Source organism: Chryseobacterium sp. Marseille-Q8038, assembly GCF_965111995.1.
In genome coordinates this window covers 828,820-846,908 of sequence record NZ_CBCOPN010000002.1, presented here as the reverse complement: position 1 = coordinate 846,908, position 18,089 = coordinate 828,820, and the positions used below count along the sequence as shown (strand labels likewise).

Annotated in this window: 9 protein-coding genes; 8 read left to right on the top strand and 1 reads right to left on the bottom strand. The window is 35.0% G+C overall.

Annotated elements, in window-relative coordinates:
• The first annotated feature begins 122 nt into the window (after positions 1-122).
• Both ACWPWS_RS17710 and yidC read left to right on the top strand, forming a co-directional pair.
• A complete protein-coding gene (locus ACWPWS_RS17710) occupies positions 123-1,730 on the top strand; it encodes a CTP synthase (protein ID WP_309512840.1) in 1,608 nt (535 codons plus the stop codon).
• A 178-nt stretch (positions 1,731-1,908) separates the two neighbouring features.
• Entirely contained in the window at positions 1,909-3,708 is a 1,800-nt protein-coding gene (yidC, locus tag ACWPWS_RS17705) for a membrane protein insertase YidC (protein ID WP_454047404.1), read from the top strand.
• Positions 3,709-3,840: 132 nt separating this feature from the next.
• On the opposite strand, the gene ACWPWS_RS17700 is transcribed toward yidC, so the two are convergent.
• Positions 3,841-4,425, bottom strand: a complete 585-nt coding sequence (locus ACWPWS_RS17700) for a ribonuclease HII (RefSeq protein ID WP_209787098.1) — start codon at positions 4,423-4,425, stop codon at positions 3,841-3,843.
• A 296-nt stretch (positions 4,426-4,721) separates the two neighbouring features.
• On the opposite strand from ACWPWS_RS17700, the gene ACWPWS_RS17695 reads away from it, so the two are divergent.
• The 6 genes from ACWPWS_RS17695 to ACWPWS_RS17670 all read left to right on the top strand — a co-directional run bounded on the left by ACWPWS_RS17695 (position 4,722) and on the right by ACWPWS_RS17670 (position 18,066).
• Positions 4,722-7,727: a SusC/RagA family TonB-linked outer membrane protein gene (locus ACWPWS_RS17695; protein ID WP_454047403.1), complete on the top strand. Its 3,006-nt coding sequence runs from the start codon at positions 4,722-4,724 to the stop codon at positions 7,725-7,727.
• Positions 7,728-7,751: 24 nt separating this feature from the next.
• A complete protein-coding gene (locus ACWPWS_RS17690) occupies positions 7,752-9,368 on the top strand; it encodes a SusD/RagB family nutrient-binding outer membrane lipoprotein (protein WP_454047402.1) in 1,617 nt (538 codons plus the stop codon).
• A gap of 410 nt (positions 9,369-9,778) precedes the next feature.
• Complete coding sequence (locus ACWPWS_RS17685) at positions 9,779-12,739, top strand: SusC/RagA family TonB-linked outer membrane protein (RefSeq protein ID WP_454047401.1); 2,961 nt, start codon at positions 9,779-9,781, stop codon at positions 12,737-12,739.
• Between the two features lie 4 nt (positions 12,740-12,743).
• A complete protein-coding gene (locus ACWPWS_RS17680; protein WP_309512836.1) occupies positions 12,744-14,204 on the top strand; it encodes a SusD/RagB family nutrient-binding outer membrane lipoprotein in 1,461 nt (486 codons plus the stop codon).
• Between the two features lie 56 nt (positions 14,205-14,260).
• Positions 14,261-14,707: a lipocalin family protein gene (locus ACWPWS_RS17675; RefSeq protein WP_454047400.1), complete on the top strand. Its 447-nt coding sequence runs from the start codon at positions 14,261-14,263 to the stop codon at positions 14,705-14,707.
• 332 nt (positions 14,708-15,039) lie between these two features.
• Positions 15,040-18,066, top strand: coding sequence for a SusC/RagA family TonB-linked outer membrane protein (locus ACWPWS_RS17670; protein ID WP_454047399.1), 3,027 nt, complete (start codon positions 15,040-15,042; stop codon positions 18,064-18,066).
• Positions 18,067-18,089 lie beyond the last annotated feature (23 nt).

Genomic DNA, 18,089 nt, shown 5'->3' with positions numbered 1-18,089 from the left:
CCAAATATAGATAAAAATTTTTATCAGGTTTTATGATTGTTTGAAGGATGTTTTACCATTTTCAAAATGTAAAAGATTGCTTTGTATTTCTTTTTCCCCTAACTTTGCACAAACCTAATCTAATGAGTAAAAAGAATACAAAGTACATCTTTGTGACAGGAGGTGTAACTTCATCTTTGGGAAAGGGAATCGTTTCTGCTTCTCTGGGACTTCTACTAAAATCACGTGGCTTTAATGTAACGATCCAAAAATTAGATCCTTATATCAATATCGACCCAGGAACTTTGAATCCTTATGAGCACGGAGAGTGCTATGTAACTGAAGATGGTGCGGAGACGGATCTGGATTTAGGCCATTATGAGCGTTATCTTGATGCTCCTACATCCCAAAACAACAACGTTACTACAGGAAAAATTTACCAGACTGTAATCGAAAAAGAAAGAAAAGGAGATTTCCTTGGAAAAACAGTTCAGGTAATTCCTCATATTACTAACGAAATCAAACGTAGAATTAAAATCCTTTCAAAACAGAACTACGATATCATCATTACTGAAATCGGAGGAACGGTAGGGGATATTGAATCTTTACCATACATTGAAACTGTTCGCCAGCTGAAATGGGAATTGGGAGAGCGTAATTCTATGGTAATCCACCTGACTTTATTGCCTTACCTGGCTTCAAGTGGAGAATTAAAAACAAAACCATCCCAGCACTCTGTTCGTCAGTTGATGGAAAGCGGGATTATGGCTGATGTTTTAGTATGTAGAACAGAACACAAAATTCCTAAAGATCAGAGAGCAAAACTGGCTCAGTTCTGCAACGTTCCTTTAGATAATGTTATCGAATGTAAAGATCTTGAAACGATCTATGAAGTTCCAATGTATCTTCAGAAGCAGAATTTCGATGATGTAGTATTGAAAGAACTTGATCTGAAGAGTGATAAAGATGCTGATCTAAAAGACTGGAAGAGTTTCCTTAAAAAATTCCAAAATCCAAAGAAAACTGTTGAAATTGCATTAGTTGGAAAATATATTTCCCTTCAGGATTCTTATATTTCTATTGCTGAAGCATTCAAACATGCAGGAGCTGACCTTGAAACTGAAGTAAAAGTAAGATGGGTATACAGTGGAGATATCACGGAGGAAAATATCAAAGATACTCTGAAAGGAGTAAATGGTATCCTTGTAGCTCCAGGTTTCGGAGACAGAGGGATTGAAGGAAAAGTTCTTACGGCAAAATATGCGAGAGAAAATAAAATTCCGATGTTGGGAATCTGTTTAGGAATGCAGATTATGACGATTGAATTTGCAAGAAATGTTTTAGGACATACAAAAGCAAACTCTATGGAATTTGATACAGCAACTCCAGATCCTGTAATTTCCTTGATGGAAGAACAGAAAAATGTGGTAGATAAAGGTGGAACAATGCGTCTGGGAGCATGGAAGTGTTCTTTGAAAAATGGTTCTAAGCTTTATGATATCTACGGAAGCAAAAATATCTCTGAAAGACACCGTCACCGTTATGAATTCAACAGTGATTATCTTCAGGAGTTTGAAAAGAACGGTTTCCTTGCTACAGGTACCAATCCTGAAACTGGTTTGGTAGAAGCACTTGAACTACCTGATCATCCATTCTATGTGGGAGTTCAGTATCACCCGGAATATAAAAGTACGGTAGCGACACCGCATCCTTTATTCAGAGCTTTCATTAAGGCTTGCGAAAAGAAATAAGGTAAAATTTTATCATAAACGTCTACACATAAACTCAGGCTGATTATTCTCAGCTTGAGTTTATTATATAGTAACAACGTAAAGCATAGAGTTTTGATAAAAAAACAGTATTTTTGTCAGCTCAAATTACGTACACCAGTACGTACATTTTAAATTTAAAATTTTAATATAAAATAAAATGCAACAAAACAACGGAATCGATAAGAAGCAAATGATTAGTTTCGCGGTTTTATGCCTTGTTCTCTTCGGTTTTATGTTCTATTTCCAGAACAAACAAACGAAAGAAGCGGAGTTGAAAGCTCAGGAGCAGAAAACGGAACAGGCTAAAAATGCCGTAAAGCAAACTCAGGCAAACAATATCAATCCAAATGTAACTCCTAACGCAATCCAGACCGCAAGTCTTGGAAATAATGAACTGAAACTTGAATTTTCAAGCTTAGGAGGACAGGTTTCCAAAGTAGAGCTTTTAAAATATAAAGCCTACAACCACAAAACAGACAATGCTGATCAGCCACTTTATCTGATCACTAAGAATAATTCAAACTACGGTTTTCAGTTTAAAGATAAAACAGGAAAGATTGTTAATACTAAAGATTTAGTTTTCTCACCTTCTGTGAACGGAAATGCTGTAACCTTAACTGCAGATTATAATGGTGCTGTAATTCAATTCATTTACACACTACTTCCAAAATATACCCTTGATTTTAAAGTAAGAACTCAGGGACTTTCCAAAATTACTTCCGATAATAAAGCAGATTTCATCTGGGATTACAATGTAAGAAACTTAGAGAAAGGTAGAGCTCAGGAGCAATCTCACTCAGAATTTTCTTATGCTTTCAATAATTATAAAGACTATGATTATGATGGAAGAACAACGATGGAAGAAGAAAAGGAGACTCTTAACTGGATTGGGGTAAAGCAGCAGTTCTTCACTTCAGTAATTGAAGCGAAAAACGGATTCACCCAAAGTAAAGGAAACCAGGAAAATGTTGAAGAAGGTGAATATTTGAAGAAACTCAACTATGAAGGCTTCGTTCAGATGACAGGAAGTGAGCTGAACCAGGACTTTACATGGTATTTTATGCCATTGGATTTACCTTTGCTTAAATCCTATGATAAAAACTTTGATGAAATCCTTCCGCTAGGTTGGTCATTCATCGGAGCGATGAACCGTTATTTCTTCATGTGGTTATATGGTATTATTGCTGCGTGGGGATTATCAGCAGGTTGGGTAATTTTCGTAATGACAATCATTGTGAAACTAATCCTTTCACCCATTATGTATAAGCAGCATAAATTGAGTGCGATGATGAAGGTAATCCGTCCGGAAATTGATGAGGTAAACGCTAAGTTTAAGGATGCAGATCCGATGAAGAAACAGCAGGCTACAATGGAAGTGTACAGAAAAGCGGGAGTAAACCAGATGGCGGGATGTTTACCGGCATTAGTTCAGATTCCTATCTTCTATGCATTATTCCGCTTCTTCCCGAACTTTATTGATCTTAGAGGGCAAGGCTTCTGGTTTGCAAAGGATTTGACAGCCTATGATGATTTGATCAAGCTTCCGTTCAAAGTTCCTTTCCTTGGAGATCACTTAAGTATTTTTGCATTAGCTTGTACCGTTGTTATTTTAATCTATACTGTAATGACTTCAGGAAATATGCAGCAGCCTCAACAGGAAGGAATGCCAAATATGAAGGTATTAATGTACATCTTCCCGGTTACATTCTTATTCTTCCTTAACACTTCGGCTTCAGGACTTTCATGGTATTATTTTGTATCGAATGCGATTAACATCTTAATCATCCTTGTTATTAAATATGTGATTTTGGATGAAAAGAAAATCCATGCTCAGATTCAGTCTAACAAGGAAAAACCAAAAGCAGAAGGTAAATTCCAGAAGAGAATGAGAGAGATGATGGAGAAGGCTCAGGAGCAGCAAAAGACTCAGGAGCAACAAAGAAGTAAAAAGAAATAATTTTCTTAATTATATCTTAAAAAAGAGAAGCAATACAGTATTGCTTCTCTTTTTTTATAATAATTTTTATTTAGAAAGATTTTAAATTTCTAATTGTCATATGCGAATTTAATAATTGAAAATGAGAGGTTTTCAATCATATTTCAGCCTGAAAGATTGTCTGTGATGGACTGTTGGACCATGTTTTATAAGGGCTTCCTGGTGTTTTTTTGTGGCATAGCCAAAATTGGTATCCCAGCCGTATTCCGGATGTTCTTCATGAAGCTGGATCATTAATTGGTCTCTGTAATTTTTGGCAAGAATGGAAGCTGCAGCAATAGATAAAACTTTGGAATCTCCCTTAATGATACATTGGTGAGGAATATAATTATAGGGATGGAATTTATTCCCGTCTACCAAAATAAGTTCCGGTGTAATACTCAGTTTGTCCAGTGCACGATGCATGGCATGAATGCTTGCATTGAGGATATTATGTTCATCAATAAAGGATGGGGGAAGTTCTGCAATAGCATAGCTTTTTACATTGTCTTTGATATAATGGTCCAGCTCCATCCGGGTTTTAAATGTTAATTTTTTTGAATCATTCACCAGATTTTGTTTGAAGTCATCATCTAAAATTACCGCTGCTGCTACTACCGGACCGCTTAAACATCCTCTTCCTACTTCATCACATCCGGCTTCAATGTAAAGGTTTGACCAGTTTTTTATTAGCTCCATGAATTGTTTCTATAAATGCAAAAATATAAAATTTTGCAGGAAGTGATTTTGTGTGTTTTTTACTGTTTTTATTGTTATAACAAGTATAATTTACTGTTTTTAATTTTTTTTATTGGGGTTGCTAATTGTATGTGTTTTTCATATTGATGAAATAATGTATATTTTTTTAATTAGTTGTTAGTTTTGGCATGTGTTAAATGCTTTTGTTTTTGTTAATTATAAAATTTTAACATTTTCTTTGGTTATTTTGTGAAAGTTTCACATATTTGTAATCTGTAAAAATAATTGAATTTGATATGAAGAAATTAACTGCGAGTGTTTTCGCGGTGGTACTGTCGTCGTCATTTATGATGGTATCAGCCCAAAACACGAAAGATACTCTAAAAACCAAAAATATAGAGGAGATAGTTGTTACCGGAGCCTTAGGTATCAAAAGAAAGGCTGATGCGATAACAAATACACAGCAAGTTGTAACGACAAAAGAACTGAATCAGGCGTCAGCACCAACTGCTGTACAGGCATTGACGGGTAAGGTTTCAGGTTTACAAATCAATTTGACAAACAATGGTGTGGATCCTAGCTATAGAGTTGTCTTAAGAGGTGCTAAATCTATCACGGGTAATAACCAAGCGTTAATTGTAATTGATAACGTTATTTCATCTGCTGACATCTTACAGCAGATACCACCAGAAGCAATCGAAAACATCAACGTAATTAAAGGTTTACAAGGAGCAGCTCTTTATGGGCAGCAAGGGGTGAACGGGGTAATTATTGTGACGACAAAAAGAGGAACAAAATCTGAGAAACTTCAGATGACGTTCAATTCGTCTATTGATATCTCTAATGTTTTCATGCTTCCAAAAGTTCAGCAGAAGTACGGTAAAGGAGTTCAGGATGAAGGATGGAGTGATGTGGATTACGGTGGTACAAACTATGTGCCATGGGAAAACATGTCTTGGGGAGCTGCTTATGACAATCCGGCTATCGGAGGAACAATGATGCCTTCAGGTCTTCCACAGGCTGATGGTTCATTTATTTATGAAAAATATGCTCCAGTGAAGAATTTCATGAATAAATTCTTTTCAACAGGAGTATTAACCCAAAACGGAATTACAGCAACAGCAGGTGGATCTGATTCATATGTGTCCTTCTCTGCTAACAGAACAGAAAATAATTTCGTAGTTGAGGGTGATAAATTAAGACAAAACAGTTTTATTTTTAAAGCTGGAAAGAAAATAGGAAAATTGAAAATTGATGGTAACATCAACTATATCAATAGAATAATATCCACTACAAACTCATCATTATATGATGATATTCTTCAAACTCCAACTAATAACAACATTAAACTGTATAGAAATAGTGGAATTGAAGGGTATTACACAGGATATGCTGTAAACCCATACTGGACAATTGATCACGAAAGATATGACAGACGTAGTGATTACTTTAGTGCTATCCTTGGTTTAGATTATGAATTGAATAAGAACATCAACATTACGTATAACGGAAACGTTACGACTAGAGGGATGACTTATACAAGACATAATGATGGTGCTATTTTTACTAATACATATAACCTTCCTGGAGCATCCATCGACGGAGTTACTTTTGGTGATTTAGGAAATGGTGATATCACTTCTTGGTTCTATGAAAGTACTTCTAAAGAAAGAAATTACTATGGTGACTTAATGATTAACTTTGATTATGAGTTAACTGATAAAATCGGATTGAAGTTTAACATTGGTAATAACATCCAGGACAGAACTTACAATGTAACATCTGTAGGAGGTAATAATTTAGATATTCCAGGTTGGTATCACATTAAAAATGTACTTAATCCAGATCCTTTCTCTAGTGCTAATCTTGATAACTATCAGACAAACAGTAGAATTATTGCAGGATTTGCGAATTTAGATTTAAGCTATAATGATTATTTATTCTTAAACTCTACATTTAGAATTGAGCAGTCTTCAGTATTGTCAACAAGACCTTATAGCACAGGAAAAAGAACAAACCCGGTTTATCCTTATTATTCGGTAGGTTTGTCTTTTGTGCCAACTAAAGCATTTGCTAACTTAAAAGGAGATATTCTTAACTACGCAAAAATTACCGGATCATATACAAGAGTAGGTAACACAACTGCAGTAGATCCTTACAGAACAGATGAAATCGGAGTATTCCCGACAGGGTTCCCATTTAACGGATTAAGTTCATATATTAATAATCAAACGCCTACATCGGTAGATATTAAACCTGAATTTGTTAATACTTTAGATTTCGGAATGTCTCTAGGATTCCTGAAAGATAGAATCAGATTAGATGCTTCTGTTTACCAATCTACAACTGATGACTTAATTACTGCAAGAACTGCATCAAGTACATCTGGATTAACAAGTATTCTTGATAATGTGGGTAAAATGAGACTAAGAGGTCTTGAACTTGATTTAGGAATAACGCCAATTAAAACAAGTGATTTTACTTGGGATATGAAGGTGTCTTACTCTACATATAGATCTAAAGTATTGGAATTAGCTGATGGAGCTGATGAAGTATCTTTATTAAGCAGTACTTCAGCAGCAGTAGGTATCTTTGCTGTGAAAGGTTCTGATTTCCCGGTTATCAAAGGAAGCGCATTCCAGAGAGACGATCAGGGAAGAATCATTGTTGACTCTAAAGGAAATCCTTTAACAACAAGTAATCTTCAGGTTTTAGGAAGAGCAACTCCTGATTATATTCTTGGATTCTCTACAAACATTAAGTATAAAGGATTTACTTTATCTGCGATGGGAGATTTTAGAAAAGGGGGTAAATTTGTATCCTTTACGAAAAACTTACTTGCATTTACAGGAGGTTTAGAGGAGTCAGCTGAGTTTGACAGAACTCAAGGATATGTTGTTCCTAATTCAGTACAGAATACAGGAACTGCTGCTAACCCGATTTACACTCCAAATAATACGCCAGTAGGAGGTGCAGGAACGTATACAAACGTTACTAACTATTTCTCAAGTAGTGCGTATAGAGCTGTAGGTGAAAACCTGGTAGTTGATGCAACTGCATTGAAGATTAGAGAAATTGCGTTAAGTTATGATATACCAAGATCAGTATTAAGCTCAACTTTCTTGAACTCATTAACAATTGGTGTTTATTCAAGAAACCCATTCTTTAAGTACGCAGATAATAACAGAAACTATGCTGATCCGGAAACTGCAAGTACAACAGGGAATGCTGCAGGTTTTGCTTATACAACGCAGTATCCATCAACTAGAAGCTTTGGATTTAACCTTAAAGCATCTTTCTAAAATTTAATTAATTATTACTTGAAAATGAAAAAATTTAAATATACAATACTTGGTTTAATCGTTACCTCAATGACGTTGACTTCATGTGATCATTATCTGGATATTAATGAAAATCCAAATAATATTCATGCGGAAGCTATTACACCAACTTTATTATTTCCTGGTGCTGTTGCTCAGACTTACAGAACACAAGCTACATGGATGAATAGATTTGGAGGGCTTATGATGAACTCTTATGCTGGTAACTCTTATTCTTTTGGAGCTCCATTTGGTAACGAATATACATTAAATGTAGATAGTTCTTTTTATCCACAGATCTGGGATGGGATTTATAGAAACGTAAGCAACTTTGTTGCTATTGAGAAGTTTGATAATTCTAACCATAAATATGATAATTATGTAGCTGCTGCAAAAGTGATGAAAGCATTTTATATGCAGACTATTGTAGACTTGTATGGTGATGCTCCTTATAGCCAGGCATTTATGGGGCAGGCTAATGCAACTCCAAAATACGATAATGATGAGGAAATCTACAGATCATTAATTCTTGGCTTGAATGATGCAATTACCCTTATTGAAAATGACAACGCTGCTGCTCTTGAACTAGGTGCTACTGATATTGTTTTCCAGGGAACAATGGATAACTGGAAGCGTCTTGCGAATACTGTAAAACTAAGAATGCTGGTTAGAATGTCTAAAGTAACGGGTTCTATGGCTGCTTTTAGAGATCAGCAACTTCAAACTTTAGCAGGAGCAAAATTTGTTGAAAAAGATGTTTTAGTAAATCCTGGATACAGTGCTGCTAATGATGATCAGCAGAACCCTTTTTATGGATACTATGTAAGAAACAGCTCTAATTCTCAGCTGCAGAACTATACATTATTTACAGCATCTGAACATATTGCTACTTGTCTTAATGGTAACCCTTATAATATGACAGATAATGTTTATCAGAAGTTCAATAATATCAAAGATGGTAGAAGAGGAAGAATGTTCTCTTTAGTTACCTATAATGGTCAACCAGTTGTAAAAGGAGTTAGACAAGGTGCTACACCAGGACAGCCTGGAGCTCCGACTGATCTTACAACGGTTTCGAGATTTGGCAATGGTTGGATATTTGGAAATGGAACCCCTGGTAATACTGCTCAGCTGACAGCTGTTGGGTCTGCAAAATCTGGTGTTTTAATGACCCGTTCAGAGAGTGAGTTTCTTCAGGCTGAAGCAGCGGTTAGATACCCAGGTATTCTCTCATTGAATGGTCAGGAGAATTTCGAAAATGGTATCAAAGCATCTTTTGACTATTTATATGCAACGAATGCTGACTTTATTACATACAAAGCAGCAATCCAAGCAAAAGTAGGTTTAGGATGGATTGGTACTAACGATAATAAGATTGAAGCGATCATGACTCAAAAATGGTTAGCTACTGCTGGAATTAACCCTACGGAATCATTTATTGATTATAACAGAACTGGTTTCCCGGTTACTCCTATGGCAACAACTTCAGCGAAGCCTAATAAACCATACAGATTGATGTATCCGTCATCTGAATATGTAGCTAACTCAGCGAACGTTCCTCAGATTTCAAATGCTCAGTGTTTTACTAAGAACCAAACGACTCCATTCTGGAATCAGAACTAATTTTTTATAAAACAATTTTAATATATTTTACCGCCTTCGGGCGGTTTTTTTTGTTTTAAAAAGCAAAAGTTTCTTTATTTAGGAAAATATGCACAACATAGCATCTGTAATGGATATAGATATTTTTTCTCTTTTTTCGATTTTCAAGTTATTGACATTCAGTTTATTTAACTTCTTTAGGAGTGTAAATTATTATAGATTCTATCAATTTAAATGATTGTTATTATTTCTTAAAAAAAAATAAGTTTTAAATGAGGGGTTTTTGTTAAATGTTTTATTTTTAACTTATTTTAATAATTTATTGATTGTTTTTATTCTAAAATATTGAATAAGTTTCAATTTTTCTACATTTTTCTTTGTGGTATTAAGAAAGTTTTACAAATTTGTACAGTCACAAAAATTAATTTGATATGAAGAAACTAACAGCAAGTCTTCTTGTTTTAGTAGTATCTTCTTCTATAGCTGTTGCCAATGCCCAGCAAAAGAATGATACTGTTAAAACAAAAGAAATTGAGGGTGTGGTAGTAACCGCACTCGGGATTAAAAGAGAGAAAAAATCTCTTGGTTATGCTTCTGAAGAAGTAAAAGCAGCAGAGTTAACTGGTGGAACTACCAATACAGGTAACGTAGCATCTCTTCTTTCAGGTAAGGTAGCCGGACTACAGGTAAATACAAATAACAACTTTGGCGGGTCTGCCAACCTTTTGATCAGAGGATACAAATCATTAAACGGAGGTTCTCCACTTATTGTAATTGATGGTTCCCCTGTAAATAATACAACTGTAACAACAGGAGCTCCTTTCGATTATGGTAATTTCTTATCAGATATCAACCAGGAAGATATTGAATCAATCAACGTACTAAAGGGTGCAGCAGCATCTGCTTTATACGGAGAAAGAGGAAGTGATGGGGTTATCCTTATTGTGACCAAAAGTGGTAGAGGGAATAATGACGGAAGCTGGGGAGTTACTTTAAACTCAGGAATTACGGCTGGTTTTATTGATAAATCTACATTCCCTAAATATCAGACAAAATATGGAGCTGGATATGGAGGTGAATCTTGGAATGAAGATCCCGGGCCTGGAGGATATAATTATGCTAACTTCGGGGATGATGCATCTTATGGTCCTGTGTTTAATCCTAATTCATTGGTTTATCAATGGGATTCATTTGATCCTTCTTCTCCAAACTATGGTAAAGCAACACCTTGGGTAGCCGCTAAAAACGGACCTATTAAATTCTTTGAAACACCAGTCACATACGTTAATACACTTACCATTGAAAAAGGAAATAAAACTTCAAATCTTTCCTTATCCTATTCCAATATGCTTTCCAATGGTCTGATGCCTAATTCAGAATTAAGAAAAAATACAATTTCTGCAAAATTTAGCCATGATTTTACAGATAAACTCCACGCTTCAGTCTTTACTACATTAACATTACAAGGTACAAGAGGACGTAATGAAACAGGGTATTCAGATAATATTGTTTCTGGTTTTAGACAATGGTGGCAAACCAATGTGGATGTAGCTGCATTAAGAAATGCTTACCAAAACAATGGCAACAGTAATTTCAGCTGGAACAGAACCTCTGCAACTGATGGAACTCCTCAGTATTGGAATAACCCTTATTTCCAAAGATACCAGAGTTATCAGTCAGATGATAGAACAAGAATCTTTAGCTATGCACAATTAAAGTACGACGTTTCCAAAAACTTTGGTATTACCGGGAAATTATCTTATGATGATCTGCAGATGGTTGTAGAAGAAAGATTAATGAACGGATCATTGCCACAGGTATTTGGTGCTTCAGGTCTTAATGTAGGCTCTGGGTATGCAAGAACAAATGTTAAAAATTCAGAAATGAATTTTGACTTATTTGCTAACTATAAATTTGATATTACTCCTGACTTAAATGTTAGTGGTATTTTTGGAGGGAACGTTAGACGAAACCTTATTGACAATATTTATATGAGTACGGAAGGAGGCTTGTCTAAACCAGGACTGTTTGCAATTTCCAACTCAATAAGAACTATACTCCCACCTGATGAAAATTATGCAAAATGGGTTACTTCCAGTTTATATGCAACAGCATCATTTGGATATAAGAACTTCTTATTTGTAGATGGTACTTATCGTGTAGACCAATCGTCTAACTTGCCAAAAGGAAATAATAGCTATGATTATTATTCAGCAACAGGATCCCTTATTTTATCAGAATTCGTAAAGCAACCATGGCTTAGCTTCTGGAAAGTAAGAGGGAACTACGCAGAGGTAGGTTCTTCAACATCTAACTACAGATTAGCAAATACATTTAAAGCAAGAGGAGAAGGATTGTTTGATCAGCCTTATTTCCTTGCGAATCCTAATTTGAAACCTCAAAGGTCTAAAGAAACCGAATTTGGTATGGAGGCTCAGTTCTTCAAAAATAGATTAGGATTTGATATCGCTATTTATAAGACCAAAACGATTGATCAGATTATCAATTTGCCCGTATCTTCAGCTACAGGATACCGAACATTCTTAGTAAATGCCGGACAAATTGATAATAAAGGTATCGAAGTTCAGTTGAATGGTACTCCATTCAAATCAGAGAACTTTACCTGGGATGTTAATGTGAACTGGTCTAAGAACGAAAATAAAGTTATTGCTCTAAACGGTAATTCACAGAATTATCTAATGGCAACGTATCAGAATGGAGTGTCTTTGAATGCTCGTGTAGGTGAAGCTTTTGGAGCGTTGGTAGGATCAGATTATCAATATGATGCCAATGGTAACAAAATTGTAGATCCGGTGAGCGGAAATTATCTTAGAAATAACAACCAGGTTATTGGAAATATTACCCCAGACTGGGTAGGAGGTATAAGAAACAGTTTCCGTTATAAAGATTTCTCTTTAAGTTTCCTTATTGATGTAAAACAGGGAGGAGATGTATATTCGCCGGATATGGCCTATGGTACAGCCACTGGTTTATATGAAGAGACCGCTTATTATAGAGAAAGTGGAGTGATCAATCCGGGAGTGAATCCTAATGGAAATGTCAATACTACTGTTGCAGGTGACCCAACCTCTGCTGGTAGTGTAGACGGGTATGGTGTTATGCCAAACAAGAGATTCGTATATGACGCTTCTTATGTGAAATTAAGAGAAGCGAGTATAGGATATTCATTGCCGAAATCTATTTTAGCGAATACTTCTATTCGAGATGCAAAAATATCTATTGTAGGTAGAAATTTATGGATTATCCATAAGAATTTACCATACGCTGATCCGGAAGCTGGTACAGGTAACGGATTAGCTGCAAAAGGACAGTCTATCGGGGTGCTGCCTACGACTCGTGATATTGGAATAGATATAACTTTAAAATTCTAAAAAAATGAAAAAAATATTTTTAATTATAGGCTTAGCTTCATTATCATTAACTTTTACGTCTTGTGAAAGAGAGATTACTTCATTGAATGAAGATCCTAAGCACCCGACGGAAGTGCCTTCCGGAGTACTTTTTGCAAGTGCCGAACAGGTTTTACTGGATCAAATATTGAATGTTAATGTTAACCGTAATATTACCAGATTTTTTACTCAGCAATGGTCAGAAACAACCTATATTGATGAATCAAGATATGATATGGTATCACGACCGATTCCTAGAAACCATTACAATCGTATGATGGCTTCTTCTTCAGCTACAGTAAATTCTCCAGGAGTTCTTTCAGCATTGAGAGATGCCAGAAGGTTTCTTGATAACGAGGGAGTAAGTGGTGTTGCAAAAAACAATAATATTGCTATGATTGAATTGGTAAATGCTTATGCATGGGCCAATTTAGTAGATACATATGGAGATGTTCCTTATTTTGGAGCTCTTAAGGCAACTGCAGAAAATCCGGGAAATTCAGAAATTCCTTATGATGATGCAAAAACGATTTATCTTGATCTTATTAAAAGAATAGATGCAGCTCTTGCTATGATCGATACTTCAGGTACAGGATATTCCAATGATCTGATTTATAAAGGAGATATGTCAAAATGGAAAAAAATGGGTAATTCTTTGAAATTCAGACTGGCGGTTACCCTTGCTGATGTTGAACCTGCTTTAGCTAAAACTTATGCGGAAGCTGCTTATTCAGGTGGATTATTTACCGAGAAGTTAGATAACTTCGGATTACAGACTTTCCCTTCAGGTTTATTATCAAACCCTGTTTATCAGGATGTGATTCAGTCTGGTAGAAATGACTTTTTACCATCTGATGTCTTAATGAATTTTATGAATGGTAAAAATGACCCAAGAAGAGCCATTTGGTTTACCACTGTGGGAGGTGTATATATTGGAGGAAAATATGCTAAGCAAAACGTTTTCGGACAATATTCTCATTTTACGAATGCTATTTCAGGGGAAAATGCTCAGGGATTCTTGTTAGATTATACAGAAATTATGTTTTTAAGAGCTGAAGCTGCACAAAGAGGATTCAGTGTGGGAGGAGCTGCTGCCACTTTATATTCTGATGCAATTAGGGCTTCTATGACAGAATATGGTGTTAGTACTGCCAATGCTGAAGCTTATGTTTTGGCTAATCCATATGATGCTGCTAATTGGAAAAAATCAATTGGAGAGCAATCATGGGTAGCCATGTTTAATAAAGGTTTCCAGGCATGGAACTTTACAAGAAGATTAGACTTCCCGGTATTCGTAAACCCTTCAAACTCCAGAGTAGAAGCTGTTCCCATTAGAATGCGTTATTCCGACCAGGAATATCTTTTGAATGCAACTAACGTAAATGCAGCTGCAACAAAAATTGGAGGAGATAAAGTTTCCACGAAGATCTTCTGGGATAAATTTTAATGTGAATAATAATCCGGTTAATGATAATGATAACCGGATGTAGAAAATACTTAATTATGAAATATTTTATTGGAATTCTTTTATTAATGGGAGTTGCTTCATGTTCTAGTGATGATGATACTCATGTAGTAGCCAATAATGTAAGTATAAACGGAACCTGGCGACCATTTAAATATGAATTCAGAGGTAAAACTATTGCATTGAATGATTGTGAAGACAAAGGAGTCATCATGATTAATGCCGATTTCTCAGGAGCCTATGATCGATATGAATCAGGGATTTCAGGAAATTGTAATTTATCAGATTCTTTTGTAGGAAAATGGGCTTATGATAGTTTATATAATACACTTACAATCACTTATACAGATGCTGGAGTTACTAAAACAATGAAAAAAGTAGTACAGTCTTATTCTGATACTGAATTAAGAATTAATGACAACAGTAAAAACCTGGATAATACGCCTGGGAATGACGAGGCTGTCCTTGTTTTCAGAAAAGAATAAATATTCTTGTTTATGTATAAAAAACCGCCTTTTGGCGGTTTTTTTTATTTGTAATCGTTTTAATAAAGAATTTTGGGAATTAAATTTGGTTTTTGTATTTATATTGGTCACTTATTCAATGTGTTATGTGGTTTTGTTGAGAGGTGGATTTAAATGGCATCAATTGAAATATTGATGTTATTTTTTTTATTCAATTTTTTATTTTTAATGTTTTTTTTTAATTGTTTTATTGGTTTTTACTGGTTTTTTCTGTTGTATTTTTAACTTTTTCAAGTTTTACTTGTTGAATTGTTAATAAAAATACAATTTTGATGAGTAAAAATTAATTTGATATGAAGAAACTAACAATGAGTCTAATTGTCGTTGTATTATCTTCTTCCGTTGCTATTGTAAATGCCCAGCAGAAGAAAAAAGATACTACTACACAGACAAAAGAGATTGAAGGTGTGGTAGTAACTGCATTAGGTATTAAGAGAGAAAAGAAAGCTCTTGGATATTCCTCTCAGGAAGTAAAAGCTGATAAATTATTTGGTGGAACTACTAATACTGGAAATGTAGCTTCGCAGCTTTCTGGAAAGGTAGCTGGATTAAATGTTAATACCAATTCCAACTTTGGTGGCGCAACCAATTTAGTAATCAGAGGTGTTAAATCTCTGCAAGGAAGTAACCCATTAATTGTAATTGATGGATCTCCGGTAAATAATACTTCTACATTTTCAGGTAGTGCGAATGGAGGGTTTGATTTAGGGAATGCCTTATCCGATATCAACCAGGAAGATATTGAATCAATAAATGTACTGAAAGGAGCTGCTGCTTCTGCATTATATGGAGAAAGAGGCTTAAATGGGGTGATTGTAATTACAACCAAAAATGGCAAAGGTAAAGAAGATGGATCCTGGGGAGTTACATTATCATCGTCTGTACAAGCCGGTTTTATAGATAAATCTACATTCCCTACTTATCAAACCAGATATGGAGCCGGGTATGATCCATCTTTTTATTATGGGACGGGAGCAAATGGAATTAATAACGTGAATTTTGGTGAAGATGCTTCTTGGGGCCCGGAATATGATCCAAATAAATTGGTTTATCAATGGGATTCTTTTGATCCTACATCACCAAACTATGGTAAGGCAACACCGTGGGTAGCAGCCAAAAACGGACCTTTAAAATTTTTTGAAACCCCAATGTCGTATATAAATTCAATAGCTTTATCTAAGGGGAGTAAAGGATTTAATTTTAATTTAACTTATGATAATAATCTGTCTAATGGATTATTACCAAATTCGAATTTAAGAAAGAATACTTTATCTACTAAGATTAATTATGATTTGACATCTAAGTTACATGCTACAGTTTATTCAACCTTAACTGTGCAAGGTACAATTGGCCGTACTGAAACTGGATATAGTGATAACATTGTTACAGGATTCAGACAATGGTGGCAAACCAACGTGGATGTAGTTGCGTTACAAAATTCATATAATAACAATATTAACAATCCTACAGCCGCTAATAATTATGGAAATGTAACCTGGAATAGAAAATCTGCAGCTAATGGAACTCCTGCGTTTTGGAATAACCCATATTTTCAACGATACAAGAATTATGAATCTGATGATCGAACCAGAATATTTACTTATGCACAGTTAACTTATGATATTGATTCCCATGTAAATATTACAGGTAAATTTAGTTATGATAATACCAATTTACTTTTTGAAAGAAGATTGGCTGTAGGATCATATCCTCAGGCATTTGGGATTTCACAAAAAAGTGTAGGGTCAGGTTATGACAGATATGATTTGACAAGAAGAGAGATCAATTATGATCTTTTTGCCAACTATAAATATGATTTGCTTCCTTGGTTAAACATGAGTGGTATTGTTGGAGGGACAGTGCGTAGAAATAATGCAAGTTCAACCGAAGCATCAACAGAAGGGGGACTTATAAAAGCTGGGTTATATTCTTTGGATAATTCGTTAAAACCAGAATTAAATCCAGTAGAAAATGTTTCAACTATTCAAACGAATAGCCTGTATGCAACAGTCTCATTTGATTTTAATAAAATTTTCTATTTGGATGGAACATTCCGTAGAGATGTAAGTTCAACTCTTCCTAAACAGAATAATAAATATAATTATGGTTCTCTTTCCGGATCATTGATATTGTCAGAGCTGCTTAAATCTCAAAACTCTATTGTAAATTTCTGGAAAGTAAGAGGGAATTATGCTGAAGTAGGAGGTACTGCTGATCCATACCAATTGGCACCACAATATTTCACAGCGGGTTCATTCAATGGACAGATTGGAATATATAAACCTCAAACCACATTGCCTAATCCAGATCTTAAACCTCAAAGATCTAAAGAATTTGAATTTGGAACAGAAGTACACTTTTTAAAAGACAGAATTATATTAGATGCCGCTTATTATGATACTAAAACATCTAATCAGATTATTACACCTAATATATCTTCCGGATCAGGACAATTAGCGGCGGCAATCAATGCTGGACAAATTAATAACAAAGGAGTTGAAGTTCATTTAGGGATTACACCCATAAAAACACAAGATTTTTCTTGGGATGTAGATGCCAATTGGGCTAAAAATACAAGTAAAGTTGTGGCCTTGGAAGACGGTTTGAAAGTGTATCCATTAGTGGGTATGGTTGGAGCAACTATTGTTGCTTCTGTAGGAAATCCGTGGGGAGATATCTTCGGAACAGATTATGTTTACCTGAATGGACAAAAGGTTGTTGATCCCACTACAGGGCTATATTTAAAAGAAGATAATAGAGTTATTGGTAATACACAGCCAAAATGGACAGGAGGATTAAGAAACACATTCAGATATAAAAATATATCTCTTAGCTTCCTGATTGATGTAAGACATGGAGGTGACATCTTTTCATCAGATTTATATTATGGCTTAGCTAGTGGTTTGTATCCTGAAACGGCTGTGGATGGGTATAGAACAAATGGAGTTGTACTTCAGGGAGTGAATCCTAATGGTCAGGTAAATACCACCCAAGCTCAGGTAGATGTAGCAGGTTATGATATGAATCCAAATGATAGTTATGATAATGCACCAGGTAAACGATTTGTTTATGATGGCTCTTTTGTAAAATTAAGAGAAGCAAGTATTACATATTCGTTGCCTAAAACATTAATCGCTAATACTTTTATGAATGATGCTAAAATTTCATTAGTAGGAAGAAACTTATGGATTCTTCATAAAAATTTACCTTATGCAGATCCGGAAGCAACACAGATGGGAGGGTTATATTCTTATGGTTCATCTATAGGGGCTTTACCAACTACTAGAGAGGTAGGAATAAACTTCACATGTAAATTCTAAATATTAATATAATTTATAATTAT